The organism is Halobacillus litoralis, assembly GCF_004101865.1.
GTDB lineage: Bacteria > Bacillota > Bacilli > Bacillales > Halobacillaceae > Halobacillus > Halobacillus litoralis_A.
In genome coordinates, this window is record NZ_CP026118.1 from 3,186,857 (window position 1) to 3,200,542 (window position 13,686).

The window sequence follows — 13,686 nt, forward strand, 5'->3', positions numbered from 1 at the left end:
TAATTTCCCTGTGAAGAAATGGATTCGAAAGATTTTTAGTGATTGTTTCCTATTGCAGGTGTACTCGATAGTAAATATAATTACGGGGGAGGGGTATTATTTCGAAGGAGGTACATAGCCATGAAAGGATTTTTATTAAGTGTAATCTTGCTAGTGTTTGCAGTAGGCATTACTGCATGCTCGAATAGTGAGGGAGGCGAGGAAATACAAAATAATGAAAATAGTGAAGGTGCGAATGAAGAAATGAATAGTGAAGGCTCTGATGAGGGTGAGGGAACGGATCATTCAGATATGAATCATTCCAGTTCAGGGGAAGTTCCAGAGGGCCTGAAGGAAGCAGATGACCCAACCTATAGAGTAGGTGACGAGACCACCATCACTGAGGGGCATATGGCCGGGATGGAAGGTGCGAAGGCTACAATTACAGGTGCTTATGATACCGTAGCTTACGTGGTGTCTTATGAACCGGCGAATGGGGCTGAAAGAATAACGGACCATAAATGGGTAATCCATGAAGAAATTGAAGAAGCAGGCAATAGACCATTTGAATCTGGTGATGAAGTCACACTTAATGCTTCCCATATGGAAGGAATGGATGGATCAACAGCCACAATTGAATCTGCCAAAGAAACAACGGTTTACATGGTTGACTTTGAAAATACTGGTGGAGGAAAAAAAGTAGAAAATCATAAGTGGGTAACCGAAGAAGAGCTAAGTGCTGAGTAAAAGGTGACGTGCACTTTTTTACGGACAACTTGAAGTGGGCCCGAGTGTGTTTCCGGGATTACGTAACTTGAAACAGGTAGATAACAAGTTGTCAGGTTTGAAATGAAACCGTTTAGAGAGGGAGGAATTTAAGCAGGTACACGATTTTTCTCAAAAAGAAGTTCTTGAGTTCATCAGCGGAGTTTATTTGAAGGAATGCTGGCACAGTGTTTGAAAATTGTTTAGTGATCGTATAACAGGCAAACGAAAACGCTTGGAAGTTACTATCCAAGCGTTTTTCCAGTTAGGGATTTTCAGGTTTTCCCCAATCAGTGCTTAATAAGGAAAGGATTAAGGCATCGTGACATTGGTTATTTTGATAAAGGTATCCTCTTAATACACCTTCTTTGATAAAGCCTAACCGCCTTAACAGCTGTATAGATGGCTCATTTTGAGGGTAGGTGACAGCCCCCATCCTGAAAAGTTCTAAATCTTCGAATGAATAACGCATTACTTCTTTTACGGCTTCCGTTGTCATTCCTTTGCGCCAATGGGAAGGATGTAATTCAAAACCGATATCTGCTTTTTTACTCCACGTGCTCAGGTTGTTCAGTCCTGCTGTGCCGACAAATTCATCTGTCTCTTTTAGGACGATCCCCCATCTGATGCCCCTTTTGCTTTCATAGGTGCTTTGAAAAGAGGCTACTATTTTTGCGGCCTCATCCATACTTTTCAAGCTCTCCATGCCATAATATTCAGTAACTTCGTCATTGGACATAATTTGAAAAAAGCTTTGAGTATGTTCCTCTGTTACTTGAACTAATTTCAATCGTTTGGTTTCCAACTCAGGAAATCCCATGATCCGCACTTCCTTCCGTTATGAATATAAACGAAGTTTGTTGAGTATAGCGGTCGCCTGCCTTCAATTTCACGGAAGGAAGACCTTCGTGATGAAGTGACGCTGGGGAGCTTTGCGTCTCAAAGCAAACTCCGGAATATTTACTGGATTGTCGGCCTGCCAACTGATATTCATCTGTCAGATTGTTCGAAGTGTACAGGACTACCCCGGGCTGGTCTGTATGTATGGTCAGTTTTCTTCCACTATCCTCATCTCTTACTTCTATGGTGTTTTTCTTTATATGGTCGAAAAGGAAGTAATGATCATAGCCAGATTTTGCTATCATGTTCTGATCGTAACTGGATTGGGTTCCGGTCCGTAATGGGGCTGGGATACGAAAGTCAAAGGGGGTGCCTGCAACAGAGCGGATCGTTCCAGTAGGAATCAGGTGATCGTCAAGCTCGAGAAATTGTCGGCTGGGGATCTTCACTTCATGATCGAGGATCGAATGCTCCAGGTTTCCACTCAGGTTGAAATAGGTGTGGTTCGTCAAAGTGAGGACGGTATCGTGGCTGCTCTCTGCCTGATAATCGATAAGAAGCTGGTTGTTGTTATTCAATTGGTACGTTACTTTTACAGTCAACTCCCCTGGATAACCACTGTCCATATGAGGGCTTTTATGTATGAGAGTGAGACCGGCACGATCTTCTTCCTGAAAAGTTTCTGTCTCCCAAACCTTCGTGTGAAATCCCTCTGAACCTCCGTGAATATGGTGTTCACCATCATTTGCCTCTAATTCGTAGTTTTCTCCATTCATTGAAAATGAAGAGCGATCGATACGTCCTGCGATTCTACCGATGACGGCCCCGAAGAAATTCGGGTCCTTGAGATAGTCTTCATCGTTTTGGTACCGGAGGACGACATTTTCCACCTGACCATGTTTATCAGGAACGTTGATTTCTTTAATGATCCCTCCGTAATTCAGCGCTTTTGCTGTCATCCCATGATCATTAGAAATGGTGAACTGTTTCCACCCAATAGCCAGTTCTTCCTCAATGATTTTCATACGTATCCTCCAATGATTTTTCCTCTATTATATCATTTTCTGAAGTTATCTTTGAAAAAGAGGCTCCCCCTTTTTTCAGGCGAGCCTCTAATAAATCAGCCACAGTAATGGGCGAATGATTCAGCTGTAGGGGAACCATTCCTCTGTTTAGATTTTTTATATGAAATCAAGAATTCAAGCAGAATTTCTTCGATCGTACATCACGGCTATCTGTTCCTACGAACACTTCGAATTCACCTGCATCACTTTTGTGTTCAAGATCTGCATGATAATACCTCAGTTGATCTTCCCCGAGCTGGAATTCGACTTCCGCTGATTCACCAGGCTGTAGGTAGACTTTCTTGAAGCCTTTAAGTTCTTTGAGTGGACGGACCACATCCCCGACTAAATCTCTCACATACATTTGCACGGTTTCTTCACCAGCGACATCACTCGTGTTTGTGACAATCACGGTAACCGTCAAGGATTCTTCCTTCGTCATTTGTTCAGCTGACAGAGTCATATTGCCATACTCAAATCGGCTGTAGCTGAGCCCGTATCCGAAAGGGTAGAGGGGCTCATTCGGAATATCCAAATATTGAGAAACGTAGCGTTCCTGCGCATCCGGGGCGTCTTTTGGACGACCTGTGTTGTAACGATTGTAATAGATCGGGACCTGTCCGACAGAATAAGGCATCGACATCGTCAGTTTAGCAGATGGATTGACTTCTCCGTAAAGGAGGTCTGCCAAAGCTGTTCCGCCTTCGGTCCCTGGGTACCATGCTTCGACGACAGCATCTGCATGTTCGATGACCTCACGTAAATCCAAGGGACGGCCGTTGAAAAGGACGGCGACTACTGGTTTTCCAAGTGCTTTCATTTTCTTCAAAAGTTCCAATTGTACCTCGGGAACCCTGATATCCGCACGGCAGCCTGCCTCACCACTCATGTCCGAGTGTTCTCCAATCGCGACGACGATAACTTCTGCCTGTTCAGCTTTATTTATTGCATCCTCGAATTGTTCATTAGAACCGTTCTGTATATCACACCCTTGTGAGACAAGAAGCTGATCATTATCCAGGTAGTTAGCGAATCCTGCAGCGACCGTTATTGTATCTTCAGCGGAACCTCCCCAGGACCAGGGGCCGAGGATATCCGTGCTTTCTGCGAACGGACCGACCAGCGCAACTTTCCCTGCTTGATTCAACGGTAACGTGTCCTCATTTTTCAAGAGGACCATGGATTTTGCTGCAAGCTCCCTGGAGGCTTCTCTATGTTCAGGGGATAGAATATGGATGTTTTCATCTTCCTCACTGGCACCCCTGTAAGGATGTTCAAAAAGTCCAAGTTTATTTTTTAATTGCAGGATGCGTAAGACGGCTTCATCTACAATGGTTTCTTCCAGCTTCTCTTCTGCAATCAGCTCTTTGACATGATTCACATAACAAGACGTCATCATTTCGATGTCTACGCCTGCTTTCATCGCTTTTTCTGCTGCTTGCTTTTGATCTTCTGCTACTCCGTGCGGAATCAATTCTTTCACAGCACCCCAGTCAGAGATCAATACTCCATCAAAACCCCATTCTTCTCGTAGAATCCCTCTCATCAACGGTTCATTTCCTGTCGAAGGCATTCCATTCAAAATGTTGAATGCAGTCATCACCATTTCTGCGCCTTCATCCAAAGCGGCTTTATAGGCAGGGAGATAGTTTTCGCGTAACATCCATTCAGACATATCCACCGTATTGTAATCACGTCCGCCTTCTGGTGCCCCATAGGCAGCAAAGTGTTTCACACAGGAAGCGACTTTGTGGTTGTCATTTACTAAATCCCCTTGAAAACCACGGACAAAGGAGCGGGCGAACTCGCTGTTCAAAAAGGTATCCTCACCTGTTGCTTCCATCACCCGTCCCCAGCGTGGTTCTCTAGATAAATCCACCATCGGGGCAAAAGTTACATGAACCCCTGAGACAGCAGCTTCTTTTGCAGCTATAGCGGCACTCTTTTCTGCAAGCTCCAGGTCCCAAGAACATCCGATTGCCAGCGGAACAGGGAAAATGGTTCTGAAACCATGGATGATATCTGACATGAACAACAATGGGATGCCTAGTCGGTTCTCTTCCATATGGACCTTTTGAATATTGATCGTTTCATGAGCGCCGGAAGCCCCCAATACCGATCCTGTTTGCTTGATATCGTCTTCACTGATGTTCATATTTTCCATTGGGCCAGTAATTTCACCACGGTCAGAAGCACCTTTAAAGAAAGGAGTCGCTAATTGGATGAGCTGTCCTACTTTTTCTGTCAATGTCATCTGTTCGAGCAATTCCGTTAATTGATTCTCGTTCATTTAAAATCCCCCTCAAACAAAATTAAGTGAAACGTTTCACTTCAAAAGATAGATGCAGTATAAGCTGAGACTAAGGTGTTAGTCAACCTATATAATAGTATTAATAATTATTTTTCAGAAAAATGTGATAAGCAGTTGAAAGCGGATACAAATTAAATTATAATGCAGTTATCGAAACGTTTCAATTAAAAATCGATCAAAGGGGTGCTTATTCAGTGAAAAGTAAATTAGTCGTTTTATCAGCTGTAATGGTTCTATCGTTAATGTTAGCTGGCTGCTCCGGCAATTCATCTTCAGAAGGGGATGACGGGACAGTTACCGTGTGGGCGATGGGTGAAGAAGGAAAAATGCTTCAAGACTTCAGTAAAAAGTTCGAAGAAGAACATTCTGATTTGACCGTCGATGTACAAGCTATTCCGTGGGATACTGCTCATGATAAATTGCTTACGGCAGTAGCCTCCGGGGATGGCCCGGATGTGGTTCAACTAGGTACGACATGGGTGCCGGAGTTCGCTGAAGCGGGTGCTTTGCTGGATTTATCTGAATACATGGAAGATCATCCGAACTTTGCGAAAGAAAATTACTTTGATGGATCAGTGTCCACGATGGAACATGGGGATGAAGTGGTAGGAATTCCATGGTATGTAGATACACGTGTCCTTTATTACCGGAAAGATCTGTTAAAAGAGGCGGGATACGAGGAAGCTCCGAAAACGTGGGATGAACTTAAAGATGCCGCTTCAAAGCTAGCTGACCGTGGGGAAGGTTCTTATGGGCTTGATATCGACCGTAATGACCAAATCACTCCCTTCATATTCGCATGGCAAAATGGATATGAAGCTGACCTGGAAGAAGGGGAATTAAATTTTGATACTCCTGAATTCAAGGAAGCGATCAAGTATTATACGAGCTATTTTGATGAAGGCATCAGTCAAACCCAGCAAGGGAAAGACATCGTTGAAGCGTTTAAAGAAGGATCGAAACCGATGTTCTTCAGTGGACCGTGGATGATCAACATTATCAATGACCAGGCTCCTGATCTGGAAGGGAAGTGGGCGACAGCAGTCATGCCTTCCAAAGAAACAAACACGTCGAGCATGGGTGGTTCCAACCTATCTGTTTTTGAAAGTGCGGATAATGTTGAAGGGGCATTGAAATACATTTCCTTCATGACCGAAGTGGATACACAGATGGACTGGTTGGAAGAATCCAATACACTGCCATCACGGACAGAAGCTTGGGAAGATTCCCGTATGCAGGAAGACCCGATGTACGCTACATTCGGCAAACAGTTGGAAAATACAAAGCCTGGCTTGCAGACAGAGCAATTTGAGCGAATTGCCCAGGAATTGCTGGGATCGATTGAGCGGATCACAGAAGGTGGCGCAGATGTAGACACTGAACTTGAAAAATTCAATCAAGAAGCACAAAGCCTGATCGAGGAATAATAAACAACTAAAGGTGATGGAATGAAGCTTCATTCCATCACCTTTCATACACGTCAGTTTAGATAGGTGGGTATTCATGAAGCAGTTCAAAAACAGACACCCTTATATGTTCATAGCGCCAGCTGTCATTTTGTTATCATTATTCAGTTTAATTCCTATTCTGATCGCGTTTGTCATTAGTTTTACGGATATGAACTTGAAGGGCCTTGCTGATTGGTCTTCCGTGACATTCATAGGATTAGAGAATTATATCGCCCTTTTTTCGGATTCTACTTTCATTAAATCGATTTTCAATACGATCTTTTATGTCTTGATCGGTGTTCCGTTGGTCATTATTTGTTCATTATCCATCGCTTTACTATTGAATTATGGAACAAGCAAACTCTTCACGACGTTCCGTGCAGTGTATTACATGCCATCGATAACGAACATTATCGCGGTTGCTGTCATTTGGGGTTACTTATATAACACAGAATACGGTCTTTTCAACTACTTGCTATCACTTCTTTCTGTTGAAAATGTTCCTTGGCTGGAAGAGCCGACGATCGCTAAGCTTTCATTGATTTTACTAGCTGTCTGGAAAGGAATCGGTATCAATATGATAATCTTCCTTGCTGCTTTGCAAGGAATCCCGAAATCGTATTATGAAGCAGCTGAAATGGATGGAGCGAACAGGTTGCAGGTGCTCTTTAATGTGACTTTACCATTATTGCGATACGCCACGTTCTTTGTGACCGTAACTACATTGATCGGCTGGATGCAATTCTTCGAAGAGCCTTTCGTCATGACAGATGGCGGACCATTGGATGGAACGATATCCATTGCGCTATTCATTTATAAAGAAGGCTTCCAGTTCAGCGAATTCGGTTACGCAGCTGCAGGATCATTTGTACTGTTCGCTATGATCATCCTTGTCACTGTTCTCCAATTCAAATTCAGAAAATCAGATACGGAGTATTAAGAGAAAGGAGTTGAGGGTAATGGCAGTAGCGACTAAGAAAAATAAATGGGAGCAGGCGCTTGTCATCTTCATCATGGTTGCCGGAGGCGTACTCGTGTCCATTCCATTCCTATGGATGATCTCCAGTTCTTTCAAGCCGGAGAGTGAAGTTTTGTCGATCCCGCCGACGATAATCCCGGATAACCCCACGATTGAAAACTACATCAATTTGTTTACGAATATGAACTTTGCAGTGTATTTGAAAAATACGCTGATCATCGTCTTATTTTCTTTTCTGGGGCTGTTATTCAATGCGATGGCGGGCTACGGTTTCGCTAAATATGAATTCAAAGGAAGAGAAAAAGTCTTCTATATCGTGTTAGCCACGATGATGATTCCTGGTCAGGTGACGATGATTCCAGTCTATCTTTTGTTGAATGCTATGGGACTGACGAATACGATGACCGGAATTGTACTGCCTGGATTAGCTGTAGCCTTCAGTATCTTTTTGTTCCGGCAGTTCATGACCACAGTCCCTGACGACTTGATTGAAGCGGCGCGACTTGATGGTGCAGGTGAATTTTATATTTTTTTCCGGCTCGTCATGCCCATTGCAAAACCGATTTTTGCCGTGCAGGGAATTTTGACTTTCATTGCTGGATGGAACAGTTTCCTGTGGCCATTGATCATTGCTAATGATGAAAGCTTGTACACTTTATCTGTTGGGCTTTCCTTATTGCAAGGACAGTATGCCAATAATTTCGCTCTTCAAATGGCAGGTGCAGCATTCATGGTCGTCCCGATCATCATCATATTTTCCTTTTTTCAAAAATACATTGTCGAAGGGTTCACAATGTCTGGAATCAAATAAAGCGATATCATTATGAAAACTGTTACAATGGAATTACGAACCCATACAAACGGAGGATTATTATGGCTACGATCAAAGATGTGGCTAAACGAGCGGGAGTAGCTCTATCCACGGCTTCCTATGCCTTGAATGGCAGTTCGAAAGTCAGTGGAGCTACGATCGAAAAAGTTATGAGAGCCGCAAGAGAACTGAATTACCAGAAGAACGGTTTCGCTTCTGACTTGAAACGTACCAAAACAAATACGATCGCATTGATTTTAAGTGACATGTCCGGCCCGTATTTTTCCGAACTCATCAAAGGTGTCCAAGAAGTGACGGCAAGCAATCAATACGACTTGATTGCTTGCAGTTCTGTGGGAGGAAGCCGCTCGACGGCGACGAAATTCCTCAGAGAAAAACGGGTCGATGGTGCGATTATTCTGGCCAATAATATTCAAACCCAGTTGATTGAAGAATCAGCCAGGGAAGACTTTCCCATCGTCGTTTTGGATCGTGAAGTACAAAATCCATATGCGATCCATGTGGAAGTCAATAACCGCCAGGGTGCCTTTGAAGCCACCGAACACCTTATTGAAAAAGGACATCGGTCACTCGGTTATGTAAGTGGTCCCATGGATTCACATGATAACGAGGAACGATTCACTGGATTTTCTGATGCATTAGAGCACTATGACATTCCGTTTCAATCCCGTCTGAAAATCAGTGGAGACTTTACTAGGGAAGGCGGCTACAGGGCTACCAAGATGTTGATTGCCCAGCAGAATTTACCGGATGCTATTTTTTATGCCAATGATGAAATGGCTGTCGGCGGTCTGCAGGCCTTCAAGGAAAAAGGTATCCAGGTCCCTGCTGATATTTCAATTGTGGGATTTGACGACATCCAATTAGCTGAGTACGTAAATCCACCACTAACGACTGTGAGGCAGCCGAAGTACGAAGCGGGTGCGTTAGCGGTCCATATGATCTTTCAAATGTTGGCTGGAGAAAAAGTAGAGAAGTCGTTCAATCTTTCGACAGAATTGGTGGAGCGTTCTTCTGTAAAAATGAAGTGAAAATAAAAAGAGACTGGGATAAAAGAATTTTCCCACTAGAAAACCCGAACGAAATTTGTTCGGGTTTTCATTATGAACATACGCCACTCCGGCAACATACTTCGCTTTTCGCCGGCACGGCCTCAGCCCCCGGAACAAAGCTCGCTTTGTTCCGGGGACTTCACCTCGTGCTGTTCCCGCAGGGAGTCTACGTGTGTTGCCTTCACTCCATTTGATCCATTCTACTATATTGTTCGTCTTTTCCAGTGGCTAAGTTATCATTTAGTCCCAAGCTCTTTTTTATTTGATGGAGAATTCTTCCTTGATGAGCAGTTCTTCAGGTGCTTTTCCGATATCTGATTCATGGAAGTAATCTCTGATCACGCCATCTTTCAGGTAATTGATGATTGAAACCATTGTCATGCCCTGATCAAGAGCGAGATAAGCGTTTGTAACTTCCCCGGTTTCCACATTCACAGAATCCAGAAAACCGTATTTCCCATATATATCGAAACGTTTCAATTGCTGGATATTTTTGAATGCTTCCATTGGTGCGTAATCCAGTGCTAAGAATGTAGCGTGAGGGGTGACTGTTCCATCTGATTCATAGCCGTCCATCCCTAGTGGTGTGGCAGCGAATTCGGAGTAATCTTCTGGTGTAGCGGCTGGAGACATCCCCCATGCTGCATACCCTTGTTCTTTAGCATATTCAATCTGAATCTCAGCATGCCGTTGGTTATTGAGGCCAAGCGCATCTTTGCCGAGTTCTTGTTCTTTCAAAACGAGGGGTGGCATGAGAGCTTCGAACATGCTTCCGCCCCAACTAGGTACATATTTTGTGCCGTTGTAGCTATAGTGTCCTTCAAATACATCTACTCCATCATACGTTTCCATATATCCTTCTGGGACCTGTGCCTGCCAGTCCCAGCTCTCCGGCATTGTCCGATGCATCTTCCACCAATGTTCTTCAGGGACATCCCCCTTTCCGATAGCGATATAACTAGCTACACGAGGTTCTGTGTAAAAAGCTCCGTAATGGTGGGCGGTGTAACTCTCAGCAGCTACATCATATCCCCCTCTCATCTGGCCCACTTCAGGTGTGTAGAGGGTGGAATAATCCATATTCTGTACAATTTCATCCGATTGATCATGAAGTTCAGGGTAAGCTTGGCCGACGACGATCAAGCCTGCAGAAAGCCATCCATTATCCACGGTAGAAATGAACTCGCCCCAATCTGTATATAAGGATCCATCAGATGTGTTGTACCAGTTGTAAAACAAGCCATTCCATTTTTCCATATCTTCAAGAGTGTCCAGTGTGGTTTTGATTTTTTCCTTAGCTTTCTTGTGCGATAAATGACCAGCTTCTTCTGCTGCAATTGTGCTCATCATGTAAATGCCTATGTTCGTAGGGGATGTATGTTTTTGCGGGATCATTTCACCGTTATCGTCATATCGGATTGCATCATAGGTGAGGCCGGTCTCTTCTACGGTGAATTCTTCAAAGTAACGGTAGGTCTGTTTTGAAATCGCTTTCAATTGTTTGGATAAAGCGACTTCTTTTCCTTTTGACGGTTGTTTGGCAATGGTGGCAGATGGAAGCCCTGCGCTTATAGTGAGGAGCAAAACTAAGAGTAGAGCAGACAACTTTCTCAAAAAAACACGTCCTTTCATGGATTTAGTGAAACGTTTCGATTTAAGTGTACATAACATGAAAGGGAACGTAAATAATGTAATAGTAGCATTTATCAGAGTATTCAGATTGGTTATTTTGTAGGAGGAAAAAAGAGGAAATGGTTTAGGAGATGCCTGAGTCGCACTGTTGCTGCTGAAAAGTGCGACTCAGGCATCAACGGCCTATGCTTCTACACAAACCATCATGATTTCCCAGGAAATATAGAAGATTTGCAATGGGAAATGTCAGAAAAAGGACTGATCAGCTGTATTTCTTAAATGAAAATCCCTAACCATAGAGCATTTACCATAGCAAAAACGAGAGTCATCTTCTCATAATTGGAAACCTGCTGATGATTATGAATGTCCATTTTCACAATCAGGGAGATCGTTGCGATGATGATGACGGCGAGACCGAGGGCCGCATAAATACGATCAAAGCCAAGCCAGAAAACGCAAAGACCTGTCATCCCGAAATATATAAGGGCTGGCAGGCGGCTGAAACCACTTCCGAACTTGTTGACCGCCCATACGACACTCGTACGTTTAGTAGGTGAAGCCTGTTGGTCTGCTTCCCGATCAGGAATGTGGTGAATCATGACCCAGGCAATACAAAACAAAGCGTTGATGGTGGCATTTTGTATGGCCCATAGTGGCACCGTTTCCATAGTTAACCAGGCTCCGGCAAGACCGAGAAAGAAAACAGACGGGAAAGTTGACAGCCATTCTCCGACAAACGGACGGTAACTTAACCGTAAAGGGGGAAGGGAATAAGAGATTGCGCCCCAGAGACCGATAGATAACAAGATGGCCAGCTTATAATATTGAAAGAACAGTAGAGTAAGTACTATGATGCATAAAGTGACAATCAATCCTTTGCCTAAACGCCACATTGTTGAAGAGGAAATTAAACCGGTTTGAATCACTCGGCTCCCTCCTGACAATATTGCAGGACTATTGGCATCAGTCCCGGATTGATCGTCTATGTAGTCGTTCAAGATATGGGTCAGGATTCCATGGATCATGATAGCACCGACGACCAGGAGGGTGAAGGTCGTCACCAATGTATTACCTGAGATGGAGAAATATAGATATAGAGGGAGAATTGTAGATACGATGGTAGCCATGCTTGAGGAAATAACCGCCACTGCTCGAAGCAGAAGCCATCCTCCCTTTAAGGTTGTGAGGGCTTGGCTGAACATATTAAAACAACTCCTTTATTTTAAAGTATAATGGGTCTGGTATTTTTAAATATAACATACCCGTTTGAAAGAGATATCAAGCTTTGAGGTGGAAATCCTTCACCTATACATGTAATAGGTTTACAATATATTAAACAGATCAAAGGAGGAAAGCTTATGAAATATTTGCGTTTTCAAACGAGTGGAGAAGTTTGTTTTGGTCTATTGGAAGGGGAAACGATCACTCAATTGAAAGGTGATTACCTGAAGGGAGCTATTGAAAAAAGTTCAGTTACATATGATTTGGATGAAGTGACACTCCTGCCACCTGTCGAACCGTCTCAGGTGATCGGGATTGGACTTAATTATGCACTCCATGCAGAAGAAACGGGAAAGCCGCTGCCAGAGGAACCGATGATGTTCATGGTTTCACCAAGTGCTGTGATAGCTGATGGGGAGAAAATCGAACTGCCGAACATGGACCATCGGATCGACTATGAAGCAGAGCTTGCTGTAGTAATTGGAAAAGAAGCGAAACATGTGACGAAGGAAGATGCTCTTTCTTACGTTTTCGGTTACACGATGGGCAACGATATTTCCAATCGGCACTTACAAAAGAAAGATGGGCAGTTCACAAGAGCGAAGTCATTCGCCACTTTCAAGCCGCTTGGCCCTGCCATCGAGACAGAACTTGATCCGAATCGTACAGGGATCAAACTTTCACTGAATGGGAATATCAAACAGCAGTCCAATACGAGTGATTTGATTCATAGTGTGGAAGATTTATTGGTGAAGGTGACAGAAGTGATGACACTTAAACCAGGGGATGTCATTTTGACAGGAACACCATCAGGCGTCGGCCCGCTTTCACCTGGTGATCAAGTCGAAATTGAGATTGAGGGAATCGGTAAACTTACCAACGCTGTAAAAGAGTAAATGAGAAGGTGGCTGGGACAAAAGAATTTTGCCGCTAGAAAACCCGAATGAATTTGTTCGGGTTTTCTTTATGAAGCAATAAATGCATACGCCGCTCCGGCATCATACTTGTGGTCACTGAAAAAACCTTCTCAATCTAGAGGAGCTGTTAACGTTGGTTGTTGCTTCTCACGAATCGCTTGTCGGTAGGTGCTTGCCGCGGGCACGGCCTCAGCTAACTTGGTCAAGAAGATCACTTGACCAAGTGGATCTTCGGCTCGCGCTGTTCCCGCAGGCGTCACCACCGAACGCTCCTCGTGGAAGCAACGAGGCCACCTAAAAAGAGTGATTTTCTTTGATTTAAAAACAAAGAAAATCACTCTTTTTCCTTGTACATTGAAAGAAGCCGATTTGATGCATAACTCAAAAAGTTGCAGTTCTTCAGTGGCCTCCATCATACTTCGCTTTCCGCGGGTACGAGCAGGAGTCTGCCAAGTGCGTACAAATGATTATTCCATATGCAATTGTTGCTGAGCGAAGGCCTTGTAAAGTTCTTGATGCTGGAATAGCTGGCCACGCTTCCTGAGACCTCTCATTTCCTTTCTCCAAAAAAGAGACAATCTGATTCCCAATGGGGGAACGGAATAATCTAAGAGGTAAGTTGAGAAGAGCCAGCCATATTAAAGTT

Annotated in this window: 12 protein-coding genes; 6 read left to right on the plus strand and 6 right to left on the minus strand. The window is 43.8% G+C overall.

The features are described from left to right. Positions 1–120 precede the first annotated feature (120 nt). Positions 121–726, plus strand: coding sequence for a YdhK family protein (locus HLI_RS15770; RefSeq protein ID WP_128525872.1), 606 nt, complete (start codon positions 121–123; stop codon positions 724–726). Between the two features lie 283 nt (positions 727–1,009). Here the strand turns inward: HLI_RS15770 and HLI_RS15775 are convergent, their stop codons facing one another. From HLI_RS15775 to bglX, 3 genes are all read right to left on the minus strand, one after another. After that, the gene (locus HLI_RS15775; protein ID WP_128525873.1) at positions 1,010–1,564 is read right to left on the minus strand and encodes a GNAT family N-acetyltransferase; all 555 of its coding nucleotides are present in this window, start codon (positions 1,562–1,564) and stop codon (positions 1,010–1,012) included. After that, positions 1,551–2,609, minus strand: coding sequence for an aldose epimerase family protein (locus HLI_RS15780; protein ID WP_128525874.1), 1,059 nt, complete (start codon positions 2,607–2,609; stop codon positions 1,551–1,553). The genes HLI_RS15775 and HLI_RS15780 overlap by 14 nt, the downstream gene beginning before the upstream one ends. A 166-nt stretch (positions 2,610–2,775) precedes the next feature. Next, the gene (bglX, locus tag HLI_RS15785) at positions 2,776–4,938 is read right to left on the minus strand and encodes a beta-glucosidase BglX (RefSeq protein WP_128525875.1); all 2,163 of its coding nucleotides are present in this window, start codon (positions 4,936–4,938) and stop codon (positions 2,776–2,778) included. Positions 4,939–5,153: 215 nt separating this feature from the next. Between bglX and HLI_RS15790 the strand changes: the two genes are divergently transcribed. From HLI_RS15790 to HLI_RS15805, 4 genes are all read left to right on the plus strand, one after another. Then, positions 5,154–6,386, plus strand: a complete 1,233-nt coding sequence (locus tag HLI_RS15790) for a sugar ABC transporter substrate-binding protein (protein WP_241655868.1) — start codon at positions 5,154–5,156, stop codon at positions 6,384–6,386. Between the two features lie 76 nt (positions 6,387–6,462). Continuing rightward, the gene (locus tag HLI_RS15795; RefSeq protein ID WP_128525876.1) at positions 6,463–7,347 is read left to right on the plus strand and encodes a carbohydrate ABC transporter permease; all 885 of its coding nucleotides are present in this window, start codon (positions 6,463–6,465) and stop codon (positions 7,345–7,347) included. Between the two features lie 19 nt (positions 7,348–7,366). After that, positions 7,367–8,197, plus strand: coding sequence for a carbohydrate ABC transporter permease (locus HLI_RS15800; RefSeq protein WP_128525877.1), 831 nt, complete (start codon positions 7,367–7,369; stop codon positions 8,195–8,197). A 62-nt stretch (positions 8,198–8,259) separates the two neighbouring features. After that, complete coding sequence (locus HLI_RS15805) at positions 8,260–9,249, plus strand: LacI family DNA-binding transcriptional regulator (protein ID WP_128525878.1); 990 nt, start codon at positions 8,260–8,262, stop codon at positions 9,247–9,249. Between the two features lie 279 nt (positions 9,250–9,528). Here the strand turns inward: HLI_RS15805 and HLI_RS15810 are convergent, their stop codons facing one another. Beyond that, positions 9,529–10,884, minus strand: coding sequence for a glucoamylase family protein (locus tag HLI_RS15810; RefSeq protein WP_241655869.1), 1,356 nt, complete (start codon positions 10,882–10,884; stop codon positions 9,529–9,531). Between the two features lie 293 nt (positions 10,885–11,177). Next, positions 11,178–12,104, minus strand: coding sequence for a prenyltransferase (locus tag HLI_RS15815; protein WP_128525880.1), 927 nt, complete (start codon positions 12,102–12,104; stop codon positions 11,178–11,180). Between the two features lie 156 nt (positions 12,105–12,260). Between HLI_RS15815 and HLI_RS15820 the strand changes: the two genes are divergently transcribed. Continuing rightward, positions 12,261–13,019 (plus strand): fumarylacetoacetate hydrolase family protein, encoded by a 759-nt coding sequence (locus HLI_RS15820; RefSeq protein ID WP_128525881.1) that lies wholly within the window; start codon positions 12,261–12,263, stop codon positions 13,017–13,019. Between the two features lie 131 nt (positions 13,020–13,150). On the opposite strand, the gene HLI_RS21755 is transcribed toward HLI_RS15820, so the two are convergent. After that, positions 13,151–13,303: a hypothetical protein gene (locus HLI_RS21755; protein ID WP_164908587.1), complete on the minus strand. Its 153-nt coding sequence runs from the start codon at positions 13,301–13,303 to the stop codon at positions 13,151–13,153. Between the last annotated feature and the right edge of the window lie 383 nt (positions 13,304–13,686).